This window comes from Pseudomonas sp. BYT-1 (assembly GCF_023611805.1).
Taxonomy (GTDB): Bacteria; Pseudomonadota; Gammaproteobacteria; order Pseudomonadales; family Pseudomonadaceae; genus Aquipseudomonas; species Aquipseudomonas guariconensis.
Genome location: NZ_CP072559.1, coordinates 2,016,013 through 2,031,404 on the forward strand (window position 1 = coordinate 2,016,013; position 15,392 = coordinate 2,031,404).

Here is a 15,392-nt window from a genome sequence, read left to right on the forward strand (position 1 = left end):
GGCGCAGGTGCGCTCAGGATATGCCCCGCAGGCGATCGATCTCCGCGGCGACCTGCAAGGCGGCCTCCAGCTCGGACTGGTGGTGCTCCTCCATCAATCGCCAGCGCTGGGCTTTTTCCTCGGGCTCGGTCATGGCCAGCGCGAGGTACAGGCTCGGCGGCACTGCGCGGAACAGTGTTTCCAGGTTCTTCGACAGGACCACGCCTTCGGTGTACTTGCCCGAGGCCTTGCTCGCGGAGAGCAGCAGCGCCTTCTGAGCCGGCGTGAGTTTCTTGAAGCGAGCGATTTCCTCGATTTCCGCCGGCGGCATGTTCAGGCAGATCCACCACTCGATCATGTTGAGCATGGTCTGCGCCGCGTCGGGGAAGTCGGCCAGGTTCTGTGTGGCCAGCCAGAACCAGGCGCCCAGCTTGCGCCACATCTTCGTGCCCTTGACTACAAAGGGGGCCAACAGCGGGTTCTTGGTGATGATGTGGCCTTCGTCGGTGACCATGATGATCGGCCGGCCTAGGTACTGGTCGCGCTCGGCGAGGTTATTCACCGTGTTCATCAGGCTGATGTAGCTGATCGACATCTGCGCCTCGTAACCCTCACGGGCGTACGTGGCGAGGTCGACGATCGTCACATCGCTCTCTGGCCAGGGCGTGCCGGGGCGGTCAAACAGCGCGCCCTCAAAACCCTGGCAGAATAAGTCGATGGACTCGGCCATCTCCTGGGCACGCTCCCGGCGTTTGTCCGGCAAATGGGCGTCGCTGGCGACCTGGCGCAGGGCATTGCGGACATGACGGGTCAACACCTGCTGTTCGGTCGCTGCGCAGTGCTGGGCGGCATCGAGGATACACTCGCGGATCAGGCTGCGGTCTGCGCGGGTCAGGCGTGCCTCTTCCTTCGCTTCACCACCTGTGATCATCAACCGTGCGGTGATCTCCAATTCGCCCAGCACATCGCGCTGCTCATCACTGTCCGGCGCCGTTTCATCTAGGTCCTCGGTCGACAGACTGGCCACCTGATCCGGGTGCTCGATCAGCCGACGGGCGTCGGCAAACGGCGCCAGGCTTAAGCCACTGCCGGGTTTGAGCTGAACCTTGTTGACGGACAAGCCGAGCGTGGCGAAGTAGTCGCCCTGCAGGCCAAAGGAGTTGCCCGCTTCGACGATGAACAGCCGCGGCAGGTACACGGCCATGACCTGCATCAGGATCGAAACCAAGGTGGCCGACTTGCCGGCGCCGGTCGGACCGAACAACAGCAGGTGGCCATTCATCGAGCGGTCGAAACGTGACAATGGGTCAAACGACAGCGGTGCACCCCCACGGTTGAAGAAGGTGACACCTGGATTGCCGGTGCCGATGCTGCGCCCCCACAGCGGCAACAGGTTGGCGACATGTTGGGCAAACAACAGCCGCGTGTACCAATTGCGCGTGTCTCGGAGCGGGTTGTAGATCATCGGCAGCCAGCGCAGGTAGCTGTTGCAGGCTGCCACTTCGTCGCCCTCGCGTACCGGCTGCAGGCCGGCGCCGAGCAGTACGTTGGCGGCCTGAATCGAGCGCTGGCGCAGCTGCTGTTCATCCGCACCGCGGAGGTACAACGCCAGCGTGCCGCGGTACAGCTTGTGCTGGCGCCCAATCAGCGCGCGCGCTTCCTCCACGTCCTGGCGGGTCTGGGTGGAGGCGAGATTCTCGCCGATGGCTTTACGTGCCAGGCGGTTGAGCTGCTCTTCGAGCACATCCTGGGGCGTGATCACCAGGGTCAGGCTCATCACCGCCTGCTCGGGTAATTGATCGAACAAGGCGTTCAACGCCTCGCCTTTGCGCGTTTCCCCGGTCAGCTGGCCGATATGCGGCGGCCTGCGCAGCTTGTCGACCACCATCACCGTATGAGGCTGTTGATCGAAGTACCAGAGGCCCTGTTCGCTATCGGAGCGCGGTTCCTGGAAAAACAGCCGCTCGGCGAAATCGTGGTCGAACGGCAGCGGCAGGTCCTCGCCGTCGTCCGTCTCCGGATAGGGCACGCGTCGATAGAACGCTGCGGGGGATTCGTCAGTTAAGGCAGGGGACGGGTTGAACCAGGGCAGCAACCAGGCGTAGAAGTCGCGTCCGGTCAACCGGCGAGGGCAGACCCCGCAAGCCTGCAGCGAGGCCACCAGGCGGTCGCACGTGCGGCTCAGCAGCTGAGTCGGGCTCTGCCCATCATCATCGGCCTGCTCCCCGAGCCAGCGGTAGACCACCAGTCGAATCCGCCGATTGCTGCCGCGCCAGGGCAGGTGGGACACGACATGGTCGTCGAACAGCCCGCTCGGTTTAGCAATGGCGTCGAGGTGACGCTGCATCGACGTGAAGAAGGCTTGGGTGAATGGTGTGCCGCGGGCCCTCGGCGCGATATAGCGCTCCAGGCGTTCGAGGTACGGGGCAAAGTCACTGTCGTCCTGGCAGAAGAACTGCACCACCCAGGGCGCCTGGTCCAGTTCGTCGAAGCTGTCCTGCAGCGCATCTTCCAGGGCGTCGCGGGCCGCCATCAACCACTCGGGCTCACGGCCCTCGGTCCCGATCGGCTGCAGCTCGAACACCGCGCCCACCGAGCGGTTGTCGTCGAGCAGAAAGCACTGCTCGTCCTCGAGGTATTCGACCCAGGGCAGGTGATCAGCAAAGCTGGGATTGTGCGCATACTGGGCGGCCTCGTCGGCAAGCGTCGCGCGCCGGCGCTGCGCCGCGCGCCAAGGTTTCCAGTGCAGTTGGTCGCGACTCGGGTCATCGGCCATCACAGATCGTCCAGGCGCTCGCCGGGCAGCGCATACTGGACCTTCTCGTACAGCGGGAACACCGTCGAGTAGCCTGGTACCGGGGTCTGCTGGGTACCGGCCAGGTGAGGGTACACGTACATGACCAGGTCCGGATTGGGCAGGCGCGGGAACTGGGCGCGGATCTCGTTGGCAGCCGTGCGCGTGTAGGCGTTCTGGTCGCCTATCAGGCGCTCAGGGTTGAGTACTGGACGGCGCAGTTCGCCACGCGCTTCCTGCAGCTGTTGTTGGGAGCCGACGGAGCCACCGCCATTCCAGATGTCCAGCATGGTTTGATCGCCATGGGGCAGCATTTCCTCCTTGCTGGTAGAGCAGCCGGTCAGATGCAGAGCGAGCAACAGGCTAATCCAGATCCAGTACCGAAACGGAAGGGCTTTCATGGTTCACTCTCCGGCCTTTCGGCTCGTAGTCGATGGTGATCTCGTGATCCAGGTGCAGGGCCACCTTGGCCCCAGGCGGCACGTAGATGGCGGCAAAGGCTTCACCATAGAGCTTGTTGATCCACTCACGAATATCGCCAATGCCACCGCTGATGACCGAGTTCAGCGCGCTGTTGCCGCTGTTCTGGGTCAAACCCAGGCTACCGCTGGACGAATTGATGAACGAGGTGTTGGTCTGCTCGCTGCCCAAGGCCGCGGCGAAGCCGGCGCCGGCCGCGGTGATCAGGCTTTGGCTGCCCAGATACTGCTGAGCGTTGGAGCGGCGCTCGCCGGAAATGCAGGGAATGCCGTAAGGGTCGGAGATGTAGCCCAGGCCACCACGGATCTTCTCGGTGTCCGAGGTCTGGTTGCTGCTGCGATTGCGGCTGACAACCTTCTGCGGCTGCGGCACCGTGCGTACAGTACCGTCGCTGAAGACAAAGGTGATCGACTCGACCTGTCCGCGCACGCAGGACAGCGTCCAGTCACCGGCGGCGGTGCCGCTCATGACCGCGCCGACTACGTCCGGCAGGTCGATGCCGTTGGCAGTGAGGTTGTCTGGTCCCACCAGCACCTTGAACGGATAGGGATCGTTCACCGTGCCGTCCACCGGGACCCGGCCAATCAGCGCGGTCATCGCTATCGAGCCGATCAACGTCGAGTTCTCGGGGAGGGTGTAGACGGGCCTGGCGCCTTCGGTACGGCCCTGGGCATTCTCCAAGTCACGCTCGCCTTTGGCGACGGCACGCAAGCGGTCCTGGCCACGATCAATGGCGTTGTTGTCCAGGCCGTTCAGGTCCTTGAACGTCGACGTCAGCGATGACAGCGGACCCTCAGCTTTGCTGGCGTCGCCCTGGCCGGCGCGCGCATTCGACGGTTCGATCCACTGCGTCGCGTCAGCCGGCTGCTGATCCCCCGAAAACTGCTGCTCGTCGCCGGGCTCAAGGCCAAAGCCTGCGGGGAGATCCGACTTGGCGGCCGGCTTGTTGGTGAGCTGGTCCTTGAGCCTGGACAGCAGGCCCTGAGTTTCGCGGTGCTGCTGCTCAGCCTTCTGCCGGGCATCGTTGGCTTGCTGGCGCTGCTCGGTGACCTGCTGGGTGACGCTGCTCAAGGTGCTCTGGATGCGCGTGTCGATATTGCCTTCGCGCGAGCGCAGCCGATTGTTTTCGGTCTGCAGCGCATCGTTGCCTTTCTTCAGCGTCTGCATCTCGCTGCGCATCGCCTTGACCTGGCCGATCAGCGTAGCCACGGTGTCGCGCGGGGTGTCGCCCGCGATGCCCAAGGCCTTGGCTTGTTCCGCACTGAGCGTGGTCTTGTCTGGATCGTGCGCGGGCTGGCCGTCTGGAGCGGCTAGCCAGGATTTGCCGATGATCAGAACGATGCCCAGCAGGACCCCGGGTACCAACCACTTCAGCAGGCTGTTAGCTTTCATGATCGGCAGCGTCCGGTTTTGGTGGAGGTAACAGCAGCGCGTGCTTCAAGTCCCCGCCTCGGGTAACCAAGTAGGCCACCGTAGTGTCTTCAGGCGTGCCAGCGAGACCAAGGTCTGCGTGCTGAAACGTCGCGGCGTAGAGCGTGGCCTGCAGATGACGCGGGTCCAGCGCGACGTTGCCGGGACCGCGGTTCACGATCTTTACCGCCGTTACCCAGTAATTGCCGAGCCGCCACGCAGCAAGCGCCTTGATCGAAACCCGCTCGGTGGGCAGCAAGGTGCTGAATGCGATGGAGTCGGTCAGCGGCACACGCCGCACACCGGGCAATGGCGCCACAGTACGCAGAGGCGCATAGAGGTTCTGTGCGGCATAGCGGGTAAGCACCACCGGTACCGGCGTCGCCGCGGGGGCGACATCCTTCGCGACTTCCATGTCCGGCGACTGAGCCTGGGCCACGATCTTGACCGGCTCCAGCGCCTCGCTGCCGTCAAGCGCCTCGATATCGATCAGGATGATGTCGCCCGTCTTCAACGACTGCAGCTGCAGCCGGGTAGGGGGGAGCGCTTCGGCGGCGCGCAGGTACACCGTACCAGCGACGGACTGCACTCGGAGCTTGCCGGAGATCGCACTGGGCAGTCCGACGCGAACATCTTCATCGAGCATCAGGACCCGCTCTTGGCCCACCGTGAGCGGAATGGCCAACGGCAGGCGGTCCCAGTATTTGACCTCGACGGCGCCGACCGCTGAACACCAGCCGCTGGCCATCACCAGAATCAGGATCAAGACACGCATCATCACGCACCTCCCGGCAATGTCAGTTTCTGCGGTGTGCCTTCGTAGCAGTCCAGCGCCAGGCCCCACTTGTTGCGTTCAGGGTCGACGTCGAAGCGCACCACCCGCAGCGGATAGCGCACGACCACGCGTTTTACCGGCTCGGCGGCGTAGTACTCGTCGGCGTTGAGGTCGAGCTTGACCAGCCAGCTGTGCTTATCCAGCTGCTTCACGCGCAGGTCGGGGTCGTCGCTGTAGCCACGGCCGAGCACCTCGTAAACGCCGCGCACCCGGCCACGCAGTTCGCCGGCGGCTTTGCGATATTCGAAGTCACCGTCGAAGAACGTCTTGCACGCTGGCGTCAGGTAGGGCTGCAGGGCAAAGATGGCACGGTGGTAGTCGATCTCACCGTCGGTGGGCCAGCGATTGAGTTGTCCGAAGATGTACAGGGCGAAGGCGTAGATGTTTTCCGGGGGCACATCCCACCACTTGCGCGTGCTGCCTGAGCGCAGATCAGGCGGTACGTGAATGGTGAGTTCGGAGGGCGCGGCCTGCCAGCCGTACCACAGGCCACCGCACAGCAGCGCCAGGATGGCCACGGCCAGGCGCAGGCTGAGAATATGCGCCTGCTGGGCATCCACCTTGTTGCGGAAGCGGCTCATGGGTTGGCCCTCCTATGCCGGCGCGTCCGGCGCACCGTCCACGGCCCTGAGTGCAGGATCAGCTGGTGGGTGCCGATGCCCCAATGCACCGCCAGGTGCCACTGCAGGCGCCGGTACAACCAGGTCTCGGGGCGAGCGCGCTTGGCCCGGCGCAGCAGCTTGCCGCCGCCGAGCAACACCAATGCCATGCACAGGAACATGCAGGTGGGGAGAGTCGCTATGGAAGCAGTGGCTACCGCCAGCGGTGCGCCGAGAATCACACCCAGCCCGGCACCGACGCTCAAAGCGACCCACATTTCGTCATTAGTGAGACCACGGAGGACGGCCGGGTCACGGTTGAGGCGTTCCGGCAGGAAGGTCAGCGTGCCGTCGGGCAGGGTCGCAGGGGTGTCGGACATAGTGACCTCACAGAATCGTCGCGGCTTTGGTGAGGAACCACAGGATCACCACCACCAGCAGCGCGCCGACGCCCACCACTGCACCAAGGTCCTTCCAGGTCTTGCGCTGGTTCTGCACGTCGGCGTAGACCGTGAGCGAATGCCAGGCCACGCCCAGGAAGGCGAGGGTGGCGATCAACAGACCGAGCAGGATGCCGCCGTCGTAGGCGTAGTTCTTGATGGTGTCGATCAAGCCCGAGCCCTCGCCGCGAGAAGGTGCCTCCATGGTCGGTAGGTCGGCCCAGGCGAACGTCGAGCTCAGCAAAACCAGACCGCCGAACAGGGCTTTTGAACAGGTATCCCGCAGCAGCAGAAGCGGGCGGTGGCAATGGTGGGAGAGTTTCATGGCACGGTCTCCGGGTTACGACAGCATGAAAAACATCAGCACGATCAGGGCGAGGGCCAGGCGCAGCGTGCTGCCGCCGAGCGCGCCAAAATTGAGGTTACCGGCCGCCCAACCGCGGTAGCCGGTCCACAAGGCCCAGGTACACCAGAGCAACGCGAGCACTAGCACGGATGAGCGCCATAGCACCGAACTCAGCTGCGGGGTAAACCCGGCCACGGCGGAGAACGCGTTGAGTTGGGCGTCAGTCATGCTCATTGGAAGGACTCGAATGGCGCGCGTCAGCACGATAATCATCGGCCAGTTCGACCAGGTCGGCCGGCTGCGCGCGTGAGGGCGATAGATAGTTGTTGATGCCGTGCCGCACGCGCGCCAAGTCCGCAGTCAATCTGGGGTAGTCGAAGCGAAAACGAACTTGGTCAGTGCCGGTAGCGCTGCTACTTGCTCGACCAGCCAAGAGCTCGATGGTATCGAGATGCCGCTGCATCAGGCCAAGGTCTGAGCGCTCACGCCCATCCTGTGCGGCGGCCGTGACGGCAACCAAGCAAGTTATGAGTAAGGGGTAGGGAGAAAGCATCATGGTGAAATCCAGCTGAATGACTAGTCTTCACCATGATGAGTAAGGTTGGCGTTGGCACGGGCTAAAGGGAATGTAGAGAGTTCGGTTTTCACGCCCTCGTCTGATGTTGACCATCCCGTACTCAGTCAATTCATCGAGCACGTCGCCGATGGTTGCATGGCTTACCCTCGTTATTCTATTGATCCAAACTCGTGCACCTATGAGAGCGTCAGGACAGGCGGACGGCTCGTGCAGCTACCGGCAGATAGAGCCATCGCTGGCTCACGGGCTTGCCGGTTGCGCTGAGAAGGGCGTGGCCATAGGACTCTAGCTGTGGGCCATGCAAGGCTACCAAGTCATCGTCTCTGGCTGAGCCAGCGGGGTTCGACTTGTGGTCCACCAGAATCCAGCTGTCTGGTAACTCAACCAGCAAATCGATACGGCCCCGGATACGAGTACCGTTCGGGCCATCTGCTTCGATGGGGACCTCGATGTAAACGGGACAGCCGGGCCAGCGCTTGGCTATCCAAGCTTGGAACGCTGAGGTCTGGGAGCACACGGCATCCTTATCTACAGAATCAGCCACGGTCCAGGTCTTCAGGATGTGCTCGACGTCAGGGGGAGAAATACCGCCAAGCACGCCGGCGCGTGCAATGCACAGGTGGAGCGCTGTACCCAGCGATGCCATGTCGGGCTTGCCTGCCAGGCTTAGTCGAACTCCGACGGCGTCGGTCTCGACAACCGTGAATGTACCCCCCGAAGCAGAACTCGGTCGGTGCCACAAAGGTTCGGCCTGCACGCGCGGACGAGCTGTAAACCAGTGGCAAGCCTCGGGGGCTTTGGCAGGTGGCTCCGTTGAGCACTCATCCATGCTCCAGGACTTCGATAGCCTGGAAAGCTGCTTGCCTTCGGGAGTCGTTATGATTTCTGAGCCACCGAACAACAGTTCGGCTGCGCCTTTAATCTCGCCAACCCAAGCGCGGCCCGGCCCTGACTTGCGCACGAAAGACAGTGCGATGTTTATGTCACGGGCGCGGGTCAAGCCCACATATAGCAGACGCTTGTTCTCCGCCAAGGCCTCTGCCTGCATGGCTTGGCCAGTTACGCTGGCTTCGGCATTGAGTGCGGCTTGGGGCTGGGACCGCTTGCCCCAGCTCTTTAACCAGCAGTGGACGAAGCGGTTGGCGAGTGGCTGCTGAGGGTCGAAGCCTCCAACGGTCCTCGCGCGCACGCCCCAAAGCGAAGTACGTGCTTTTGCATCGAGGCTTGTCAGCACGACGACTGGCCACTCCAGCCCCTTTGCCCCGTGATAAGTGAGGACCGAGACTGCGTTGTCTGCCGAAGTGGCCCGATTATCATCCTCTTGGCTAGCGAGTTCTTCCAGCCAACGAAGCATGCCGCTAACCGTCGCTGGCCGCTTCGCCGCGACGCACTCGTCCTCGAAAGTCTTTCCGAGCTCGACCAGTGCCTCGACGTTGGACATCCGGTTGCGGCTCTCGTGGGGGGAGGTGGACCATTGGCCGACCAGTCTTGCTACTTGGGACTCGGCAGCGGCAAGTCGTAGCACTTCCAGTGGCGTCAAAGCCATTAGTGTCGGACGCAGTTTTTCCAATCGGGCAATTAGTCTGTGAGCGCTATCGCCCGTCGTCCGCCACTCGTATGGCTTGGCCTCATCCGTGGCGAGGTGCTGCAGCCTGTCTGCAAGCCAGGTTTCGACCGGGGTGCTGTCAACCAGGGTTAGAACCAGCGCGGTGGCGACAGTGTCGGTTGGGTCGCTCATACGCCTCAGGCAGGCCATGACATAGATGGCTTCGGCGGTTCCCAACAAGCCGGAGCGTGGGCTGGCTGACGGGATTCCCCAGCGGGTGAGCGACGTGACGGCAAATTCGACCTGGTCGTTGTAGCGACAAAGCACTCCGATATCGCCAGCCTGAATCAGGCGGAGCTCTTTGGTGTCCCTATCTTCGACCTTGAGCCCGGACTCCAGCAGGTCGCGGACGGCCTGGCCAAGGCACAGGTAATCCGAGTCGTTTCGACTGCTCTCGAAGTTCCAGTTCAACAGCGCCGGCTGGTCCGGAATGTCCTTGCGCAGTGGCTGCAACCGGACCTGTTCGGGCGTCAGCTCGGGCTCGAACGCAGAGTTGAATAGACCATTAGTGAGCGAAACCAGGCTTTCGTTGGAGCGCCTGGAGGTGTCCAGGGCCTTCCCTACTATTCCGCCCCAGCCCTTGATGGCATTGAGAACGCCGGCAATGAGGCTTGCGTCAGTACCGCGGAAGCCGTAGATAGCCTGTTTAGGGTCGCCGACCCACACCGACTTCTTAGCTAGCTTGGCCAGCTCGATGAAAAGCGCCAGTTGGAGAGGGCTGGTGTCTTGGAACTCATCGACCATGATCAGATCCAGTTCTGCCGCCAAGATTTCACGGACAGCTGGCTTCGTCCTCAACGCACGTAACAGCAACACCTCTTGGTCGCTGAAGTCGACGGCACCCAGCGCCTTCTTGGCCTGCTCGTATGCATTGAGAACGTCGGCGGCCAGGTTGAATATTTGGTCAAGGTACTGGCGGACTTCGGCATGAAAGGCAGGGTGAGACTCATGCGCCTGCGCTGCGGCTTTGACTGGTGCCACGATATCTTTGACCTTGGCGCCGGCGTCGAACCCGGCTGCACCGATCCAGTCGGGCCAGCTCCAGCGTCCTTCACGGAAGAGTCGATCCAGCTTCTGGAGGTCCTCTAGGCCTTTTAACAGGTTGCCTGCAACTTTGGCATCGGCAGCTTGCTGCTTTTCTACATACGCCGCTACTTGCCTGTGCGCTTCGGCCAGCGCAGTCGCCAATGCTTCGGTCGGGTCCACCCCCGGAACAGGCCAATTCCTGAGCATCTCGTCTGCGTTCTTGGAACCCATCACTCGAAGCTCATCCGGTCCAATATCGTTGTCGAGTGCGGCCTTGACGACAGCCTCAACAGTCTTGGACCAGTCCGCCTGCTCAATCCCGAACCGCCCTGTGAGCCGAACCAGTTCCGTTTGAGCGTCGGCCTCCATCGACTCGGCCAGTGTAGCTTTGAGCAGTCTCTTGGATTGACCTTCGCTCAATACAGTCTGATCGGGAGACAGGCCAAGCTCAAAGCAGAACCGCTTGAGCATCTGACCGCAAACGCTATTGACGGTGCCTAAGCGGGCTTGGCCGATGGCTGTGGCGAGGTCGATACGTCCCTTTTCAAGGAGCCAGGACCGGGCGCGTTCACGCAGCTCGGTAGCGGCCTTCACGGTGAAGGTCGTGGCCAAGATAGCGTGAGGGCGGGCTGCGCCCGATTCGAGGGCTTGGGCGAGTGTTTCGGTCAGCTTGTAGGTTTTGCCACTACCGGCGCCTGCACTGATGAATTCGATGCTGTTCATCATTTCCAGCCTCCCAGCAAGATAAGGTGGTCTCGGTCCCAGCTGCTTGGACCTTTGACCGAAAGGGTTCCCTCAGGGCCCTGGAACTCGTCGCCCGGTTCTTCCGGAACGACTTCGATGATCCCGGCGTCCAGCTGTTGCTTGCGCCACTCCCAGGTAGCGCGCGCGCGATCGAGTAGGTTGGATACGGTTACGCCGTCCGGCGGTCTTCTGACCTGCGCTTTTGGGAAGATGTCAGCAGCGCTGATGTACAGTCCGCCGCTTTCCAGGATGAAATAGCCAAGCGCGGCGGGTGCGACACCGCTTGCTTGCTCTATGAGGCTGGAGTAGAGCGCCAACTGCAGGTGCTCGCCAGAGCGAAGCAGCCCGGCGTAGTAGGTATCGCCTCTCCACTTTATGTCCACGGCAACAGTTCGCTTGTCACCAAGCGTGACCAAGAGATCAATTTTGCCGATCAGCGGAACTGCTCCCAGGGTTCCTCTGAACTCCACCTCAGTCTGAACCTGAATGGCACCTGCGAGCCTGAGGTGATCGAGGAGACTTCCGATGGCTCGTTCGCAAACCTGCCGGAAGTGCTGCTGTGTTACCCCCGCACCCTGCATGAGCAGTACAGCGCCTTCAGTCAGCAAGAGCGAGTCGGCTACGGTGCGGAACCAGTCAACGGCTTCGGCGTTTGACCAACTCAAGGCTTTGTCGTGCGCGAAGAGTTTCTCGAGCACCCTATGAGCGAGGATGCCCAGCAGGCGGTTGCCCTCATCAACCTCTAGGACTGAGGAAGGATCCAGCTTCGCCACTCGTTTCAAAACGAATAGGGCTGCGTCATTGAAAAGCTCGTTCAGCGTAGTGAACGACTGTAGGGCGTCGCCGAGCTGCACGGGATGAGGCAGTTGGATGTGTCGTGGAGTCGCGGGCAGCGCCTGAGGTGCAAGCACCTCGGCGGTTACCCCTAGAAGCGTGGAGTTGAGTGCGGTGTCCAAGTCAAGCGACGCGGACTCGATATCCGGTACGAGCTTCTTAAGAAGCTGGCGAATCGGATGCACTTCTGAACCAGGAGGAGGGCAGACGATGACGAATCTTTTTCTCGCGGCAAGTAGTGGCCGCAGCCACCTCAGTGCTAACGATACAAGCTCACGCGCCGGGTCTCGCAACTGCACACCTAATTGAGTCAGAGCATTCACCTCAGCAGGAGACCAAGGCAGAGGCGAGGGCAGGTCAGGCGTCGACGGCATCCACCAAATCACTTCATCAGCTGCTTCGATGCACGCGGCTGCCGTGCCGCTCGAGCGCATGCAACCAATATGAGGAACCGCCGCGGGGTTGGTTGCTCCGGCGGGTGTGGCGTGTGCGACCAACTGCTCAACTTGTCGAGGCAGCAGCTTGGGCACACCTTGCCGAGCCAGCTCGATCAATGCGTCATGAACAGCCGCGCATTGGCTATGCGCCGCGATAAAAATCGCCGCGTCAGCAAACTCACCTGAGAGGCGACGCCGCATAGCCTCCTGCATCCGATCGACACGGGCGATCAGTGCATCTACCGGCACTCCATCTGTGCGTGCCCAGCGCTTCGACTCCAGCCAGAAGGTGATTTCATCTGCCACTTCCTGGGCATCGTCACCTGCGGCGATTTTGTTCTTGGCTGTCGTCCAGGCTTCGCCACCTATTCCGGGTTGGTTGGAGACAGCGCGTGCGAGTCTGCTTCTCGCAGCGCGACTGAATGGGCCGACCGGATGAGTCAGGAAGTCCAAAAGGCGGTTCATGTCCACTGGCTCCCAACACAGCTCCAAGGCAAGGGCTAGTGCCTGAAGGGCCGGGCGCAGTTGACTAGGACGTTCGAACCCGCAGTTGACGCTGCCAGCAACAGATAGTGATACGTCCAGTGAGTCTCCTGCACTTTCGGCCAGGATCAGTCGGTCTCCGGGCGTGTGCACGTGCTGCGTACCTAGCCAATGTTCGGCGGTAGTGGCTGCGAGGGTGTGCACCAGCATGATGGCCCCGTCGGTCTGCACAGCCAAATCGCCCGCAGAGCCTCCGTTAAGCACGGTCAGGGCGTGCTCCTGCACCGCGCGGAGTTGGCCTGCTCCCTGTGGTTCGGGAAGGCGAACTTCGACCTCGGGCAGGTGCTCCAACACCTGCTGCCAGAGGCGTGGGAAGTCCTCAGGCGGGTCAACCAGGTGAACTGACCTGATGGGACCAGGTCCGGAGGCACTCAGAGCTAGTATCACCTGATGCAAGCGCTCGGCCTCTCCGGGCGGTAGAGATTCGAGAGCGGCCTTTTCGACGGCCGCAAGTTCTTGGATTCGCGGCGGGTGCTCCGGATTAGCGCTGCCGTCCCAGCCGCCAAGCCGCCACTCGTCACGCCACGCCAGGAGGCGCGCGGCCGTGCCAATGCTGTCGACTTTCAGGGAGTCGCTGTAGAAGCGCGAGTCGTTGTCATGAGCCCGCAGCAGACCGGAGTAAATGGCCACGCGTCTGGCCGTTGAGGTTTCTGGCGCGCTCAGACCAAGATAGGTTTCCAGCAGGGAAAGGAAGCCTAGGCGGCCGACTATCGGATTATTGAAGAAGTTCGTTGGAGACGGGCCCTGACGGGCGTCCAGGAAAAGGCCAAAAGTGATGTGCATGCTGAGCTGACTTCCTTGATGGCGATCGAATGCAGGTGTCCTATTACATCTTGGCCCCCCTGCTCCCAGTCGAAAAGAGTAACCGAAAGCTACCATTCGAGTAGGAAGTGAGACTGCCAAAAGCGACCCACATCAATGCCATCTGGCTGGTCACCGAGCTGATGGCCATGCGTGCCAGCGACGGGGCGGCTTTGACTTAGAATCACTAAGTTCAGTGTGGTGAAGCCATACTGCGCTCGCGTTCGACAGAAGTGACGAAGAAGGAAAGGATTTGCTGCACGTCCAGATTTTTTCAAGCGAGCTCCAAGCGCAGGCGAGGACTCTCATGATTTCAGAAGGATGCGCCTCATTGTCGCGTCCGTTTGGCTCCCATACTTGATATCAGCGCCATGAAAGCTTGCCAATCCTTGAGCACGTGACATCAATTCCACACACGTCCTCAACCTACCTTCACAGCATTAGCGCTTTGGAGGCGCCGGCGGCGGAGCAACTGGTGGAGTTGCCGGGCGCTGACTGGTTGTCTGCTTGCTTATACCGTCGTTAACGTGAATCTTGCCGCCAGTTTGAATGGTCATGCTGATCACCGTTTGCTGGGTGGTGGTGGGGCTTTCGGAGGTGTAGCTGGACGTTGGGCAAACGGTTTGGCTGGATTTGACTGTCCGGTGTTTGGCCGGCGGGGTTGGGGCGATATACCTCTTTCTTCGTACATTTCGGCCTCTTACTTTTTCGGTGCCTTTGGCGGGGCTGGTGGCGGTGCTTTAGGGCGGATATTGGTTGGTGCCGGAGGGCTGACGTTCATGCCATCGTTGGCGACCCGCAGCTCAAGCACGTGCTGCTTAGGTCGGTTATCGTTGCTCACTTTCGGTTACCTCCTCTAAGAATTCGATCAGGTAGACGTCGCAGTTGGCAATGAGGTAGCTCTCGATGCCAGGCGTCTCTATCCATTGGTTGTTCTCGTCCATCCAACACGGATGAGTGATAAGAAAATGCCCTTCTTTTGGATCGGTTGGCCAAACAGCGGGATATCCGAACAGCCGACGACCATCAAGCAGTGTCAGCACGACGCTCATTCCTTCCCGCTTGCGGAATGCATAAATCCACTCCGGGTATGAGGAACGAGAGGTTAGGGTCAGCCACCTTGCGAACCGATACAGGTAGTCATGGTTCGAAGCGAAGGCCAGAAGCAAGCCCAACGCCACCGCCAGGCCAATACCCCAGACACCCTCTACCTGGGTCGTCCACTCACCCAAGGTGAAGTAATGCTCACCAGTCCAGCTTAGCCCTGCCTTGATGCCTGCGACCATCATTGTGATTAGGCCGGTACCGATCAGTGCTTGAACGGTGCGTTCGAACTGGCCAGGTTTTTTTACATCTGCCAGCCAGTAGAAAATCATGGCGGTTAAAAAGCCCGGGATCAGTGTCTGAACCAGCGGAATGATTTTTGTAGCTAGGTCTTCCATCATGTACCTCCGAAAAGTCACCTGTAGGTGAGATCCCGGGATTTCTCTTGATGAGCAACGAAGTGTCTAGAATGGTCACTCCGCACACACGTCCATGTGTGAGGGGTTGACCGTATGGTGAGTTAAAAGAAAAATTGCTGGCCGGATAGCTGAGACCAGGTCATCCGATTTAACGGCTTCAGCGGCCTGAGTTGTCGTAATTGCTTGAGAGGCTTCAGTTGCTTTAGCCCCTTCAACGGCATCAGTCGAACCATCGGCCTCGTTACGCCTAGTCTTGCATCTTTGGTGAAAAAGGCGACATGACCACTATTATCCCGTATGACCCCTTCAGTCATGACGCCTAGATGCCGTCCCTGGTAGGAATAGACGGAACCACCATATAGGTAGGCTACGGGGCGACCGCTGATTGTGAAAATATGCTCACCATCGTCGGTATACGCGATGGGAGCACCGGCTCGATCGTAGAAATTCAAGGACATGAAAATTCTCCATCCGAGAG

At 61.0% G+C, this 15,392-nt stretch carries 13 protein-coding genes; all 13 read right to left on the reverse strand.

Annotated features, from left to right (window positions below; all coding sequences use genetic code 11):
- Positions 1 to 13: 13 nt before the first annotated feature.
- Positions 14 to 2,755, reverse strand: coding sequence for a conjugative transfer ATPase (locus tag J5X93_RS09220; protein WP_182941315.1), 2,742 nt, complete (start codon positions 2,753 to 2,755; stop codon positions 14 to 16).
- Positions 2,755 to 3,174, reverse strand: coding sequence for a TIGR03751 family conjugal transfer lipoprotein (locus tag J5X93_RS09225; protein WP_182941312.1), 420 nt, complete (start codon positions 3,172 to 3,174; stop codon positions 2,755 to 2,757). The genes J5X93_RS09220 and J5X93_RS09225 overlap by 1 nt, the downstream gene beginning before the upstream one ends.
- Positions 3,137 to 4,645, reverse strand: coding sequence for a TIGR03752 family integrating conjugative element protein (locus J5X93_RS09230; protein ID WP_182941309.1), 1,509 nt, complete (start codon positions 4,643 to 4,645; stop codon positions 3,137 to 3,139). Before J5X93_RS09230 ends, J5X93_RS09225 begins: the two co-directional genes overlap by 38 nt.
- The gene (locus tag J5X93_RS09235; RefSeq protein ID WP_182941306.1) at positions 4,635 to 5,441 is read right to left on the reverse strand and encodes a TIGR03749 family integrating conjugative element protein; all 807 of its coding nucleotides are present in this window, start codon (positions 5,439 to 5,441) and stop codon (positions 4,635 to 4,637) included. Before J5X93_RS09235 ends, J5X93_RS09230 begins: the two co-directional genes overlap by 11 nt.
- Complete coding sequence (locus J5X93_RS09240) at positions 5,441 to 6,079, reverse strand: PFL_4703 family integrating conjugative element protein (protein ID WP_182941303.1); 639 nt, start codon at positions 6,077 to 6,079, stop codon at positions 5,441 to 5,443. The genes J5X93_RS09235 and J5X93_RS09240 overlap by 1 nt, the downstream gene beginning before the upstream one ends.
- Positions 6,076 to 6,477: a TIGR03750 family conjugal transfer protein gene (locus J5X93_RS09245; RefSeq protein ID WP_182941300.1), complete on the reverse strand. Its 402-nt coding sequence runs from the start codon at positions 6,475 to 6,477 to the stop codon at positions 6,076 to 6,078. Before J5X93_RS09245 ends, J5X93_RS09240 begins: the two co-directional genes overlap by 4 nt.
- A gap of 7 nt (positions 6,478 to 6,484) precedes the next feature.
- Positions 6,485 to 6,862 carry a TIGR03745 family integrating conjugative element membrane protein gene (locus J5X93_RS09250; protein ID WP_182941296.1) on the reverse strand — a complete coding sequence of 126 codons (378 nt, stop codon included), beginning with the start codon at positions 6,860 to 6,862 and terminating at the stop codon, positions 6,485 to 6,487.
- Positions 6,863 to 6,877: 15 nt separating this feature from the next.
- Positions 6,878 to 7,117: a TIGR03758 family integrating conjugative element protein gene (locus J5X93_RS09255; RefSeq protein ID WP_103436873.1), complete on the reverse strand. Its 240-nt coding sequence runs from the start codon at positions 7,115 to 7,117 to the stop codon at positions 6,878 to 6,880.
- Positions 7,104 to 7,439, reverse strand: a complete 336-nt coding sequence (locus J5X93_RS09260) for an integrative conjugative element protein, RAQPRD family (protein ID WP_182941293.1) — start codon at positions 7,437 to 7,439, stop codon at positions 7,104 to 7,106. The genes J5X93_RS09255 and J5X93_RS09260 overlap by 14 nt, the downstream gene beginning before the upstream one ends.
- A 208-nt stretch (positions 7,440 to 7,647) precedes the next feature.
- A complete protein-coding gene (locus J5X93_RS09265) occupies positions 7,648 to 10,818 on the reverse strand; it encodes a UvrD-helicase domain-containing protein (protein ID WP_182941290.1) in 3,171 nt (1,056 codons plus the stop codon).
- Positions 10,815 to 13,433, reverse strand: a complete 2,619-nt coding sequence (locus J5X93_RS09270) for a PD-(D/E)XK nuclease family protein (protein ID WP_182941287.1) — start codon at positions 13,431 to 13,433, stop codon at positions 10,815 to 10,817. Before J5X93_RS09270 ends, J5X93_RS09265 begins: the two co-directional genes overlap by 4 nt.
- A gap of 845 nt (positions 13,434 to 14,278) precedes the next feature.
- A complete protein-coding gene (locus J5X93_RS09275; RefSeq protein WP_232092041.1) occupies positions 14,279 to 14,896 on the reverse strand; it encodes a DUF6338 family protein in 618 nt (205 codons plus the stop codon).
- A 119-nt stretch (positions 14,897 to 15,015) separates the two neighbouring features.
- Positions 15,016 to 15,372, reverse strand: coding sequence for a 4-fold beta flower protein (locus J5X93_RS09280; RefSeq protein ID WP_156859949.1), 357 nt, complete (start codon positions 15,370 to 15,372; stop codon positions 15,016 to 15,018).
- Positions 15,373 to 15,392: the final 20 nt, after the last annotated feature.